The sequence below is a fragment of the Pseudaquabacterium terrae genome, assembly GCF_013266755.1.
In the GTDB taxonomy this organism is placed as follows: domain Bacteria; phylum Pseudomonadota; class Gammaproteobacteria; order Burkholderiales; family Burkholderiaceae_C; genus Pseudaquabacterium; species Pseudaquabacterium terrae.
Map to the genome: position 1 here is coordinate 722,337 of NZ_JABRWJ010000005.1, position 13,278 is coordinate 735,614.

The 13,278-nt window shown below is 65.9% G+C and carries 12 protein-coding genes and 1 pseudogene; all 13 read right to left on the reverse strand.

Annotated elements, in window-relative coordinates:
• On the reverse strand, positions 1-471 hold the full coding sequence (locus HLB44_RS19300) for a type II secretion system protein (RefSeq protein ID WP_173125500.1): 471 nt from the start codon (positions 469-471) through the stop codon (positions 1-3).
• Positions 468-2,282 (reverse strand): secretin N-terminal domain-containing protein, encoded by a 1,815-nt coding sequence (locus HLB44_RS19305; protein WP_246312332.1) that lies wholly within the window; start codon positions 2,280-2,282, stop codon positions 468-470. The genes HLB44_RS19300 and HLB44_RS19305 overlap by 4 nt, the downstream gene beginning before the upstream one ends.
• The gene (locus HLB44_RS19310) at positions 2,279-2,854 is read right to left on the reverse strand and encodes a hypothetical protein (protein ID WP_173125502.1); all 576 of its coding nucleotides are present in this window, start codon (positions 2,852-2,854) and stop codon (positions 2,279-2,281) included. Before HLB44_RS19310 ends, HLB44_RS19305 begins: the two co-directional genes overlap by 4 nt.
• The gene (locus HLB44_RS19315; protein ID WP_173125504.1) at positions 2,851-3,480 is read right to left on the reverse strand and encodes a hypothetical protein; all 630 of its coding nucleotides are present in this window, start codon (positions 3,478-3,480) and stop codon (positions 2,851-2,853) included. The genes HLB44_RS19310 and HLB44_RS19315 overlap by 4 nt, the downstream gene beginning before the upstream one ends.
• A complete protein-coding gene (locus tag HLB44_RS19320) occupies positions 3,477-4,067 on the reverse strand; it encodes a hypothetical protein (RefSeq protein WP_173125506.1) in 591 nt (196 codons plus the stop codon). The genes HLB44_RS19315 and HLB44_RS19320 overlap by 4 nt, the downstream gene beginning before the upstream one ends.
• On the reverse strand, positions 4,060-4,845 hold the full coding sequence (locus HLB44_RS19325; RefSeq protein ID WP_173125508.1) for a hypothetical protein: 786 nt from the start codon (positions 4,843-4,845) through the stop codon (positions 4,060-4,062). The genes HLB44_RS19320 and HLB44_RS19325 overlap by 8 nt, the downstream gene beginning before the upstream one ends.
• Complete coding sequence (locus tag HLB44_RS19330; RefSeq protein WP_343051399.1) at positions 4,826-6,514, reverse strand: GspE/PulE family protein; 1,689 nt, start codon at positions 6,512-6,514, stop codon at positions 4,826-4,828. Before HLB44_RS19330 ends, HLB44_RS19325 begins: the two co-directional genes overlap by 20 nt.
• Complete coding sequence (locus HLB44_RS19335) at positions 6,511-7,662, reverse strand: type II secretion system F family protein (protein WP_246312333.1); 1,152 nt, start codon at positions 7,660-7,662, stop codon at positions 6,511-6,513. Before HLB44_RS19335 ends, HLB44_RS19330 begins: the two co-directional genes overlap by 4 nt.
• 61 nt (positions 7,663-7,723) lie before the next feature.
• Positions 7,724-8,167: a type II secretion system major pseudopilin GspG gene (gene gspG, locus HLB44_RS19340; protein WP_173125512.1), complete on the reverse strand. Its 444-nt coding sequence runs from the start codon at positions 8,165-8,167 to the stop codon at positions 7,724-7,726.
• Positions 8,168-8,653: 486 nt separating this feature from the next.
• Positions 8,654-8,743 (reverse strand): annotated as a pseudogene (locus HLB44_RS38380) (polymorphic toxin type 37 domain-containing protein); the annotation flags it as partial.
• Positions 8,744-8,764: 21 nt separating this feature from the next.
• Complete coding sequence (locus tag HLB44_RS19350) at positions 8,765-9,061, reverse strand: hypothetical protein (protein ID WP_173125514.1); 297 nt, start codon at positions 9,059-9,061, stop codon at positions 8,765-8,767.
• Positions 9,062-9,096: 35 nt separating this feature from the next.
• Positions 9,097-9,261 carry a hypothetical protein gene (locus HLB44_RS19355; RefSeq protein WP_173125516.1) on the reverse strand — a complete coding sequence of 55 codons (165 nt, stop codon included), beginning with the start codon at positions 9,259-9,261 and terminating at the stop codon, positions 9,097-9,099.
• Complete coding sequence (locus HLB44_RS19360; protein WP_173125518.1) at positions 9,261-13,013, reverse strand: RHS repeat domain-containing protein; 3,753 nt, start codon at positions 13,011-13,013, stop codon at positions 9,261-9,263. The genes HLB44_RS19355 and HLB44_RS19360 overlap by 1 nt, the downstream gene beginning before the upstream one ends.
• Positions 13,014-13,278 lie beyond the last annotated feature (265 nt).

Genomic DNA, 13,278 nt, shown 5'->3' on the forward strand with positions numbered 1-13,278 from the left:
TTACCAGCGGCTGTACTGCACGCCGTTCAATCCGATCAGCTTGCCCGGCGCGAAGACGTCGTAGACATCATCGCCCTCGCGCGGATCGTCCGGCTCACTGCTGTAGGCACGCCTGGCCCACGTGTCGGCATCGGCGATCGTGATGTCGGATGCGAACGGATTGCGCGGAATGCGGCGGAGAAAGTAGATCCTGCGTCCGGCCGGATCGCGTTGATCGAGCACGCCTTCCACCAGCACGTCGAGGCTCGCCGGGTAGCCGCTTGCGCCCGGTGGGCGGCTGATGCGTCCTTCGTCGACAGCGCGCTTGTGTGCGTCGAGCGCATGACGGATCTCGCGCAGCGCGATCCGCAGCTCATGCTCCTTGGACCGCTGGACCTGCACCTGAGCCAACGGAACGACCATGCTTGCGAGGACCGCCAGGATCGCCAGCGTGACCAACAGCTCTATCAACGTGAAGCCTCGCACTGTCACCGCGACGGCCCCACTGGCTGTGGCGCGCTCGACCCCGGCGCGGGCGGAGCACCGGCCGGCATGGCCGAACCCACGCTGGCTTCGGTGCCGGAGTCGAACTGCTGCGCCGCAGCGCTCGGCCTCAACACGTTGCGGATGATGCGCGGCGTGATCGACAGCACGATCTCGGTCTTGGATCCATCGTCCGCTTCGTTGCCGAACAAGCGCCCCAGCACCGGCACCGAACCAAGGCCAGGCACCTTGTTGGCCGTGCGCCGATCCTCGTCGCTGATCAAGCCGGCGAGCACCTGGTTCTCGCCATCCTTCAGGCGCAGCACCGTGCTCGCCGTGCGCGTGCCGAGTTGATAGGCCAAGGTGCCGGACTTCGTCTGGATCTGGTTGATGATGTTGCTGACCTCCAGCGACACCTTGATCGCGACCTCGCTGTCGAGGTAGATCGTCGGCTCGACATCCAGCTTCAATCCGACGTCGACATAGGTGACCGACTCGGCGACGAAACCGGTCGATGTCGATGTCGTCGTGATGTTCGGGACCCGTTCGCCGATGTGAATCTTGGCCTTCTCGCGGTTGCGCGCGCGAATCCGCGGGTTGGCCAGCAGGTTGGCGTCGGTGTCCACGTTCTTCGCGACGATGGACACCGCGCCGACCGACGCGCCGATGCGCGACGAATTCAGGTTGCGCAGATCCGCGACGGTCAGGGCGGCGCTCTCGCCGACGAGCGGCGCCAGGCTCAGCTGATCGGGCCAGCGCACACCCAGGTCCAGGAGCCGCGTGCGCTTGACCTCGAGCACCTCGACCTCGAGCATCACCTCCGGCTCCGGCACGTCGTGCAATGCGACCACGCGCTCAGCCGTGCGGATCGCCTCCGGCGAGTCGCGCACGATCACCAGGTTGAGCTTCTCGTCGACCACCGGATCGCGAAGCTTCAACAGGCTCTTCAGCGTCGCGGCGACTGTCTTGGCATCGGCATTGGCCAGGTAGAAGCTGCGCACGACCAGCGTCTGGTATTCCTTCAGCTTGGCAGCGGTGTTGGGATAGATCAGCACCGAGTTGTCGTCCAGCACGCGCTGTTCGAGCTGGTTGGTCAGCAGCAGGTTGCGCAACACGGCTTCGGTGCTCGTGTTCTTCAGGAATATCGACGTACGCTGATCACCACGCACATCCTTGTCGAAGACGAAGTTCAAGCCGGACGATCGCGAGATCACCTCGAACACCGTCTTCAGCGGCGTGTCGCGAAATTCGATCGATATCGGCTTGCGGTACGCCGCAGCCAGCGCCGTGGTGGCTTCGCCCGATCTGTCGCCGGCCTTGTCGGCCTCGGCGAGCAATGCCAGCGCGCGCGGATGGCGCGGGTTCTCCAGCAGCGCCGAGCGGGCATGCCGTCGCACGAGCTCCCACTCCTTGCGCTCGGCGGAGGCTTCAGCGTCCTTCAGCAGTTGCTCCAGGCGCCGCTGACTGTCGAGTTGGCGCAGCCCGGCCTGAGCGCGCTCGGCATTGCCTGGCTCCGCAAGCATCTGGCGATAAATCGCTTCTGCAGCGGCCAGGTCACCGGCCTCGCGCGCCTGGGCGGCGCGCGCCATGCGCTCTGCGGCAAACCGGTCGCGCGTGCGGGTGTAGGCGATGCGGTACTCCGCCGAACCGGGCTCGAGTTGCACGGCTTGCTCGAAGCGGCCCATTGCATCCGGCAGCTTGCCCTCGTTCAGCAAGGTCTTGCCTTCGCGGAACGCGCTTTGCGCCGCGCAACCGGCCAGCAGCACGATGGCCAGACCGCCGATCACGCGTTTCAGTGCCGACAACGCGCCGGCGCTCAACGCGCTTCTCCGATCGCCACGCTGAGGCTGCGGCCGCTCGGCACATGGGTGAGCAGCATCGCGGGCGGCTCGATGCGCTCGACGCGATAGCTTCCCTCCAGCTGCGTGCCATTGCGCGCGATGGCACTGCCACCATCGCGCTCCAGAAAGACCTCCCATTGTTCCCCTTCGAGCTTCTTGCCGATCACGCGATAGGGCAGTGTCAGCGGGACTTCGGCGACCACCGCGACGGCGGGGGCGCTTGGTGGCGGCGGCGGTGCCGAAACCGGCTTCGCGGGCGGCGTCCAATCGACGGGCGAGAACAGGTCGACGCGTGCCGATGCGCCCTCGCGCAGCAACTCCGAGCGCGGCACGATCGCCTCGATGGCCACCGCGGCAGGCGCTGGAGCAGGTCGCCCGACAGACCTCGGCACAGGCGCTGCGCTCGCCGGCCGAGCGACGGACGGGGTGGCGGCAAGGTCGCGCCGGTCGGCGCCCGAGGGCGTCTTGTCCCCGAACGCGGCGAGCCACGCGGCGCCGACGAATGCCGGCAGCAGTAGGGCCCAACGTCCGCGAGGCAGCGGCAATTTCATGGCGCACCGCCGATGCCGGACGCGGGCGCGCGCAACCACAAGGACATGCGTACACGCGCCTCGACCCCCGCCTGGCCGACCTGCTGCCGCTTGAACAGCAATTGGTCGACCGACAGGTTCGGCAGCTCGATCAGCGCGCGTTCGACCGCCTGCTGCAACGGGCGATATTCCCCGCTCACCGGCACCGTGATTTGCAGCCGCACCAGATCGAGCGCTGCGTCATGGGTCGGCGAAAACTCGGCCTGGTCCCACTTCAACTCGTCGTGCGTCAGCGCGACCAGGCGCCGCACGAGGGCCGGGTTGTCGCGATAGGGTTGCAGCAAGTCTTTGAATGCGGCGAGCCTGGGTGCATCGCCCTCACCTTGCATGCTGGCCTTGGGGGCGGACACGACGAGCGGGCGCCGAAGCTGCGCCTCGACAGCGGCAAGCCGATGCTGCAACGGGCGCACGCCCAGCCACCACATACCGGCTGCCAGCGCCAGCAGCGCCGCCGCGACGATCCAGCACAACCCGTGCCGCCAGATCAGCAGTTCGAACTGCGCTCGAGTCGACGCGCGGCCACGCCCGTCGCGCTGCGGGGCGCGATCCTTTGCGCCCGCCGATGTCATGCGGCCATGCGGCGTCATCGCGCAAGCACCACGTCGAAGGTCAGGCGCGGTGCGGCCGGTGCCGCCTGGGAATCCTTCTCGATGCGCAGCAACTGCACATGGGCCACCCCGGTGGCTTGCTGCAGACGGTCGGCATGCGCCAGCAACGCGTCGAGTGAACGGCCCTCGGCCTGCACCCGCATCGCGCCGCGCTCGAGATCCGGTTCCACCGACAGCAGCGCGACATCGGGTGACGCGGCCTGTTCCAGCACACCCAGGACCAAGGGCCACGGCGTATTGAGCCGGCGGACGACCTGGTTGATCCGTGCGCGTTCAGCGGCCGGCACCGTCGCCGCCGACTGTGGAACGGCCGTGGCAGTCGCCAGCGAACGCGCCGCTGTCCATTGCTGGAGACGTTGGTCGACGCCTGTCGAGAGCGTGTGCCACCAGATGGCCATGCCGGCGGCGACGGCCAGCGCGCCGAACAGTGCTGCCAGCGCGAGCACACGCGCCACAGGCCGGCTGGTGGCCCCCAACAGCCATTGGACGCGGCCGGGATCGAATTGAAGGGTTGGAAATCGCATCACTGCACGGAATGGGGCCGCCACTCGATTGACTTCATCCACTGGCCGCCGTGCACGCCCAGGCCGCATCGCTGGCCGCACCCGGGCCTGCCGCCGGCCACAGCGCCCGGGCCCAGGCCGATCGGGCCGCATCGTCGCATGACGGCAGAAGCACCGGTTCATCGTCTGCGAGGCCCAGCGTCAGTCGCTCGTGCCGCAGCTCCGCCATCAGCCGCTCGCGCAGGCGTTCGTCATCCCGCGGCAGCCCATGGCGGGCGCAGCGCAAGGCCGTCAGCCGCTGACCGTCGCCGCGGGCCAGCACGATCGACGAAGGGGTGTGCCAAACCAGCCAACCCGGTCGATCGAGCAGCACTCCGAGACGAGCCAGGGCGATCAGCACGGCCGATTCGATCCGCAGCGGCACCTTCAAGACACGGCCCGCGTGGCGCAGCGCGTTCACCAGCGTCACCGGCAAGGCAGCGCAGACAAAGGGCCGATCGAGGCCCCAATCGGCGACCACCGACCAACCGTCGGTAGCACCGGTGCCGAACAACCGACCGCATCGAATCTCCGCGGTTTGCCGCAACTCACCGAACGAGCGCAAGCCGCCGGCCGGCTGATGCACCCAGTGCCGGCACAGTTCGGGCGCGACCGCGACCCGCAGGCCCGCCAGCGACGGACGCGGCGCCAACGCCGCCTGCAATGCCGCCAGCAATTCGTCCTCGGTCCAGGCGCCGGGCATGCCCGGCCTGGCCAGCACGGTGAATTCCGCATTCGCCGACCCGACCAGCGCATCACTGCCCAACCCGAGCGTTCGCCACTCACGCCGCCATCGTGACACGCCGCACCTCCTCCAGCGTGGTGTCGCCGCTGCGAACAAGGTCGAGTGCCGCATCGACCAGGCTGCGCATGCCGCGCTGACGCGCGGCCTCCTTCAGACGCCGCACCGGCTGCTTCTCGGCAATCATCTCGCGCAGCTCATCGTCCAGCCGCAGGATCTCGGCCACCGCGCGGCGGCCGCGGTAGCCGCTGCCGCGGCAGTCGCCGCAGCCCTGGCCGCGCTGGAAGTGGAAGCCGGCGGCCACCGACGCGTCGAGCCCGGCGCGCGCCAATTCGGCGGCAGCCGGCATTTCAGGCCGCCGGCAATGCGGGCAATTGACTCGCACCAGCCGCTGCGCCCAGATGCCATTCAATGCCGATGCCAGCGCATATGGATCCAGCCCCATGTGCGTGAAGCGGCCGAACACGTCGAACACGTTGTTTGCATGCACGGTCGACAACACCATGTGGCCGGTGAGCGCTGATTGCACCGCGATCTCGGCGGTCTCGCGGTCGCGGATCTCGCCGACCATGATCTTGTCCGGATCGTGGCGCAGGATCGAGCGCAGCCCGCGCGCGAAGGTCAGCCCCTTCTTCTCGTTGACCGGAATCTGCAGCACATCCGGCAACTGGTATTCGACCGGATCCTCGATCGTGATGATCTTGTCGCGGCCGGTGTGCGTTTCGGACAGCGCGGCGTAGAGCGTGGTCGTCTTGCCCGAGCCGGTGGGGCCCGTGACCAGCAACATGCCATAGGGTGCCTCGATCAGCTCGCGCAGCGTCGCCAGTGCGCCGGCATCGAAGCCGAGGCCCTTGAGGGTCAGCTTGCCGTGGGCTTCGATCACCGCCTGCTTGTCGAGCACGCGCACCACCGCGTCCTCGCCATGCACACTGGGCATGATGGACACGCGCAGATCGATCGCGCGCTCCTGCGCCCGCACGCGGAAGCTGCCGTCCTGCGGCACCCGGCGCTCGCCGATGTCCAGCTCGGCCAGCACCTTCAGGCGCGAGATCACCTGCTCGGCCAAGGCGCGGCCCGCGGGCTGGTGGGCGACCTCGAGCACGCCGTCGATGCGGTACTTGATCACCATGCCCGAGCTCGTGCTCTCCAGGTGCACGTCACTGGCACCGGCGCGCAGCGCGTCGTAGACCGTCGAATTGAGCAGCCGCACCGCGGGGCTCGGCGCTTCGTCGAGCGTGGCCAGCGACAGCACCTCGACCGGTTCGTCGTCGCCGGCCAAGGCGATCGGCGCATCATCCAGGTTCTCCAGCGCCCGCGCCTGGGCCTCCTGCTGGTTCAGATAGGCCTGGATGTCCTCGGGGGTCGCCAGCGCCATGCTGATCGCGGCGCCCGCCCATTCTTCCAACTGCAACTGCGCATCACGATCGAACGGATCGGGCAGCACGGCGACGAACGGCGCCGCGCCATCGGCGGGCAAGGCACGCAACAACAGCAGCTTGCGCTGCTGCGCCCGGGCCAGCGGCAGCCGATCGAATGCCGGCGTGCGGGCCTGCATGTCAGCGGTCTCGAAGCAGGGCAGGCCGAAGGCATCGGCCAATCGCATGGCAGCCTCTCGCCGCGGCACGGCGAGGCGCTGCGCGAGCTGCTCGATAACCGCCTCGTGTCCCTCGCGCAGTGTTGCCAGCAACTCGGCGGGCAGCGGCGATACCTCGTCTGCTGCGAGCTTCACTGCAGACTCCCGGCGAGATCGAAGATCGGCATGTACAACAACAACACGATGATTCCGATCACCAGTCCGATCGCAGCCATCAACAAGGGCTCGAAGGTTTTCGAGAAGCGTTCCACCCAGCGGGAAGTCTCGGCGTCATGGTACAGCGCGGCACGGTGCAGCATCTGCGCCAATTGGCCCGAACGCTCGCCGGCACGAATGAAGCGCAGCGCGATCGGCGTGACGAGGCCGCAGGTTTCGAAGGCAGCAGACAAGGATTGACCTTCGCCGATGCGCTGGCTCGCTTCGGCGATGCGGGCTTGGCGTGCTGCCGGCAAGACCGACGCGGCCAAGGCCAGTGCCGCCTGGATCGGCAGTCCGCCCTGCAGCAGCAGGCCCAGCGTGAGATACAGCCGCGACAGGGTCAGCAGCTCGATCCAGCGAGGCACGCCGGGAAGCCAGGCGAGCAGGCGCGCGGCGTCGGCATCGCGCAGCGCCGCGCGCAGCTTCCAGGCGGCAGCCCCGGCGACGGCCACGAAACCGATGAGCAGTGCACCCGTGTGTGCACCGGCGAACTGACCCCAATCGAGCAGCAACTGCGATCCCCACGGAAGAGCGCGGCCCGTGCCCTGGTACACCGCGGCGAAACGCGGCACGACCCAGCCCATCAGGAAGAGCGCGACCAAGGCGCCCACGGTCAGCAGGATGGCGGGATAGATCGCCGCGCTCAGCAGGCGCTGGCGCACCGCCTGCACCCGCCGGTCGTAGCTGAGGTAGCGCTCGAGCGCCGGCGCAAGCTCGCCGGTGCTCTCCGCAGCCTCGACGATGCCGACGAACAAGGGCGAGAACTGGGCACCCTGGGCACGCAGGGCCGCGGAGAAGCGCTGCCCCTCGCGCAATGCGGCCAGCAGCCGGTCAAGGACGGTGCGGGTGGCAACGGCGTTCGCTTTCTCCGCCAGGCCTTCGAGGCTTTCGACGAGGCTCAGGCCCGCGTGCACCAGTGCGTGCAGTTCCTGCGCGAAGAGGGCGACGTCGAACCGTCCCCCCTGCCGCGAGCGCCCGAGCGCCAGCCGCCCTGCCCGCGCAACGCTGACAGGCATCAGCTGGCGCGCACGCAGTTGGGCGTGCAGGTCGGACTCGTCGAGCGCGTCGAGCGTGAGCGTCAACATCTGCGCACTGTGGTCGTCGACGGCGCGGACGACGAATTGCATGGGAGGTCGAGGCCGATCGTCAGTCGTTGGTCAGATCGGCTGACTCGGCCTCGCCGCCGGGTTGGCCGTCCTTGCCGAAGCTGATGATGTCGAAGTCGCCCTTGGTGCCCGGGGCGCGGTATTGGTAGGCGCGGCCCCAGGGGTCCATTGGGAGGGATTTCTCGAGGTAGGGGCCGTTCCATTTGGTGGCATTGGCCGGTTTCTGAAGCAAGGCGGACAGGCCTTCTTCGGTGGTCGGGAACGAGCCGACGTCGAGGCGGTAGGCGCCGAGGGCGCGATTGAAGGCCTGGATTTGGGCGCGGGCGACACCTTGTTCGGATTTGGTGACCTGGGAGAAGTACTTGGGGCCGACGTAGGCGGCCAGGAGGGCGATGATGGCGACGACGACGAGGAGTTCGAGGAGGGTGAAGCCGCGAACGACTCGCCCTCGACCGCGAACTGAAGCACAAGGACGGGCCGACATGCTCGCTCGATCGACGGGTCTGTACAGACGCGTCTCCCTGTGCCAAAGCCCGAAGCTCCAGCCTCCAGTGGTCACAGCATGCGAGCGCGTGAAATGCGGCCCAACTAGCGGCTCCAAGGCCAACTCAACGCGAACTGCGCTGGACTCTGGCCCGTTTCGGGCAGCACGACCTGACCGCCTACTGCCCACACACAGACTCATACCAATAGTTTTTTTTATCTGTGAACCATGGGTCTATATGGTTCTCGCAAAGTGGGCGAAGGGATTTCTTGTCCAACTGATATCGAGTCATTAGTCCCACAAGTTCATAGAAACTCGATCGATCAATGGGCACCTCCATGGTCAAGTTGAGACCCTCTGGCGTGCCTATGACAGCCTTGACTGCGCCGATGCCTTCTAGCCAAGCAAAGAAGTGCTCTTCGTCAGGCTCGCAGTAAAAGCGCATCGGCTCAGGTATAAGCAATAGCATGGTTGAGTCGCTCATCATCACCGCCTCGGACGCACGTTTCTGGAGCCACCGCCTGGTGACTGAACGTCCCAATGCGGTCCGCCATGAGCTCTGCTACCAGGTGTCGGCTGCCACTTCGTTTCTGCTGTTCATCCAGCGTCATCGGGAAACCGCTTGAGCATGGACTCAAGCTCTCTAGAGAGAGACTTGATGTGGAACGAGACGTGTTGCACGAACTTGACATCAATTTCTATTAGGAGCGTCTCGATCTCGTCTGGCTGCAGACTGCGCCCTTCACAGCCTGCAGCAGTCGCGAGCAACCAGCTGCTCGCTTCGAGCAAATCACGCAAGTCCGCATACACGCGCCCGTAGCTTGCCTCGTCCTTCGCGAAAGGCCTCAACTGTTCGATGAATGCTAAAGACAGAGGAATGCGTTCATTTTCCACTCGGGAGTCTCTTCTGAAGTCCGGCGATTTCCGCCTCAAAGCCCCAACATTGCCTGCAGGACGTTCTTCAACCATTCCCAGAATGACGGCGCTGCGCGCGAGCCGCCTCTAAGTCGGGTGACGAGCAACCAAGTTGCATAGACGATGATCGTCAATGCCGCAACGACCCCGAGCACCACCGCGACAAGATCCATCAGCATCAGAAGTAACCCGCCTCACCCAGGAATTTCCCCCAACCCTGGTCTTGAATGTACTCCCACGGGTTGGCGTACTCGCCCGCATCATCGTATTGAGTGCCGCCTGGCAACAAGCCCTGCAAGTTCTTCCACGAAGCCTTCCCTGGGCCTTCACACATGGCCTCCCTCCACTGCGTCATCGAGCGGTCCCACGCAGCTTGCGAGCCCTTCATGTTCCACATCGCCCACGCCACCAAAGCCGCTGGCGGAAGTGCCCCGACACCCGTCGCCGAGGCCGGTGACAATCCGGCTGCAATGGCGACCTTTACGCCTGCCGAAGCGGCTGAGAAGCCCGCAATTGTTGCATTGCCAAGAGCCACTCCGGCCTTTACGGGATTTATTCCCTGACACTCACAGTCCTTCGACTTTCCCGACGAGCCACGATGTGACGCCGAACCACCACCACCGACGCCCATCAGGCCAAGCGGATCAGTCAGCGTAACCGGACTGTTGTTTACATAGCCGTACAGATTCGAATCCCCGCCTCCGAACCCAATCGGATCCTTTGCGGTCCACCGTCCAATGCCCGCATCGTAATCCCGCGCCCCGAACCGCACCAGCCCCGTGTCCTTGTCGTACAGGCCGCCAGCAAACCCGAATGGCTGGAACCCCGGATTGCTGTCCGATGTCACGCGCCCCCACTCGTCGTAGTCGATGCGCTGCGCCACTGCCCCGGTGGCCGTGTCCGCCACGAGCCGTACGCTGCCCAGGTGGTCCGTCACGATCCGGTACGTCGTGCCTCCCTTGACCATGTACTCCGGCACGTTCGCCTTCTCAGCGTAGGTGAACAGCGCCACCGTCGCGCCGCTGCCGTCGAGTTCCGCCGCGATGCGCAGCTGATCCTGGTACACGAAGCCCTGTACCAGCGTGCCGTTCACCTTCTTGCCGATCCGTCGGCCGCTACCGTCAGCCAGGTAGGCGATCTGGCCGCCGCCGGGCAGCGCCACGCTGCGCAGGTTGCCGAAGGCGTCGTATACGTAGCCGGTCGTCTGGGCGCCTTGCGCCTTCTGCTGCAGCGCGCCGGCAGCGGTGAACTGGTAGCTCGTCGCCCCTTGCGACTGAATGCGGTCCTGCGCATCGAAGCTCGCCACCAGCGCGCCGTTCTCGTGCGTGCGGTTGCCGTTCGCGTCGTAGCCGTAGCTGGCAGTCTGCGTGCCGTTGCGTTTGACCGTCTGCAGGCGGCTCGCGGCGTCGTACTCATACTCGTACTGCGTCGCCACGCCCTGAATGGTCTCCGTGCGGCTCGTCACCCGCCCGGCGCGGTCGTAGCCCAGTTCGCTGCGGTACAGGGTGCTGCCGCCGTGGCTGACGGTGAAGACGTGTGGCTCACCGAAGCCGCTGTAGCTCTGGGTCGTCGCGATGCTGCCCAGCGACGTGCCGGTCGCCATACCGTGCTGCGGATGGCGCGTGATGCTCAGCGCGCCGGTTTGCGTCAGCAGATTGTCGTTGTCGTAGCCGAACGCGGTGTCGACGCCGTTGACCTTGTGCGACTGCACGCGGAAGTCGTTGTCGTAGGTCCAGACGATGGAGCCCGCGACGCTGCCGCTCACCGTCTGCGACTTCAGCAGGAAGCCGTCGTAGGTGAAGGCGGTCAGCGCGTCGGCGGTGCCGACCGATGCGAGCTGGGCACTTGTCGGCGAATAGGCCAGATTGATCGCATCGCCCGCGCCGGCTGACGGTGTGATGCTGGTCAGCAGCGACTTGCCGGGCACGTAGGCGTAGGCCAGGCTGCTGCCGTCCGGGCGGTCGATCCGGGTGACCTGCTTGTCCAGGTTGTAGTGCACCTCGGTGGTCGGGTTGGTGATGCCGGGGACCGATGGTGGCGTGTAGTGGGTCTCGAGGTCGACCTTGTTGTATGTGAAACCGTGCTCCGGCCGGCCTGGCGGTGTCAGACCTGCCAGATTGCTGTTCGGGTCGTGGCCGACGCCGAGCTGGCGGTTTCCGGGCAATGTGACCTGCGTGGGACGACCGATCAGGTCCCGCTGGTAGACCACGCTTTGCGAGAGGGCGTCGGTGACGGTCTGCAGTCCTTTGGCATCGTACGAGTACGTCAGCGCGCGCTGGGTCGCGCCACTGCCTTGGGTGACGCTTTGCAGGCGACCCTGAGGATCGTAGGCATAGTTGATGGCGTCCAGTCCGCCCACCTGCACGACAGTGGGTCGCCCAGCGACATCGGTGCTCACGATGCTGCTGCGGCCCACGGGCGTCGTGTAGGTCGTCTGGCGCGACGCACCGTCGTACACCTCGGTGAACGGCCTGCCGTTGAACTTCGTCGTGGTCGTCTCTTGAATCAAGGTCGTCGGATCGTTCCGCTGCTGCAGCGTTGCGGTACGAGTCGTCTCGATCGCGGCACTGATGCCCGAGGGCACCCTGATCGTCTCGTTGCGCAGCGGCGCCTGCATGCCGTAGCGCGGATCGGCGTGCTTCGACTGCGTCGTGACGGTACCGTCGGGCGCCGCAATCGTCGTCGTGCCGTCGGGCTTGCTGGTGATGATGGTCTTCGTGCCATCCAGCTCGGTGTTCTCGCGCCGCTCCCCGCCTGCGAGCAGGTGTTCCACGCGATACACCTTGCTGCGGCCCAGCGCGCTGTTCAGCGTCACGGTGAATCCGTTGGCCTGTTCGGTGCGCGAAAGCTGCCAGTAACCTCCTGCCGCGTTCTCGTCGCGCGTGAGCCGATCCTTCGCATCGTACGTGAACGTCGATGCGTGGCCGCGTGGCCTCGAGAATGTCTGCATATGTCCGCCGGCGGCGTACTCTGCGGTGTGGCTCTGTCCGAGCGGGTCGGTGATCTTGCGCAGCCAGCCGTTGCCGTCGTAGTCGAGCGCGGTCTGCTGCTCGAGCGGCCCACGGATAGCCGTGGCACGGCCGGTGCCGTCGCGCGCTATCGTCACGACATTGCCGTCGGCGTCCGTGATCGTCGTCAGCAGGCCGTTCGTGTAGCCGAAGGTGCGCAACGCGGCGCCGGTACGCGTGTTCACCGTCTTCAGGTGGCGGCCCGACTCGTCGAAATGGTAGTGTTCGCTGGCGTCGGCAGACGCGATGATGATTCGGTCCGCGACATAGGGCGGCGTCTTTCCCTCGAGAAGCGCGATGCTCTTTCCGTCGGCAATCGCAAGGTCGCCGGACGGCATCAGCGCGACACCGATGTAATCCCCGAAGAGCTGCGCCTGCGTGGCGTATGACTTCAGCGCGCCGCTGGTGCCGCCGCCTGCGATCGTCGTGATGATGCCCGTCTGCGGGTCGACACGGCGCACCCGGCTGCCTATCCCATCACCGAGAAACTCGCCGATGTAGACGGTTTCATCATCGTCGACAGCGATGTTCCAGAGGATCACCAATGCGTCCGTGGCCAGGACGCCATCTTCGAGCGATGTTCCACCGCCTGCGACCACGGAGATAGCGCCGGTCGGCGACAGCTTGCGAACCAGGTTCTTGCCCACGACGCCCCAAGTGTCGTCGTAGTAGGCTGGGTGTGGTGGCCGGCTGACAATGTAGATATTGCCGCTCTTGTGGGGGACAATTTGGTATACAGCACCCTCCACTACCGCAACGGTAGAGACGACACCGTCGGGACTGATCTTCCGGATATGCGCGCGTACGATGAAGGGATCGTCCGATGGATACATCAAACCATAGTTGTCATGGTCAGCCACGTACAGGTTACCCAGATCGTCTGCCCCAATTGCACCGACATGAGTGAACTTGGCGGTGGTCAATGGCCCGTCATGTCGGGTCCTGTCGCAGGAGGGGCGCCCATAAGCGCAGTCCCAGTCGATCGTCAAGGTGTGGAGACGCTCTACTGTCGGGCGATCATCATAAACATAACTATCGATCTCAAACGAGAGCCGGTTAATGGCTGGTCCCTCGTCGTTTTGTGTGGATCCAGGGTTGAGAATCGCTGGTAGTAGTCGAGCCCTGTGGGCAAGTGGGCAAGACGCGTCAGCGGCTTGTCCACTTGTCCATGGGGCCGGGGTGAAGTCC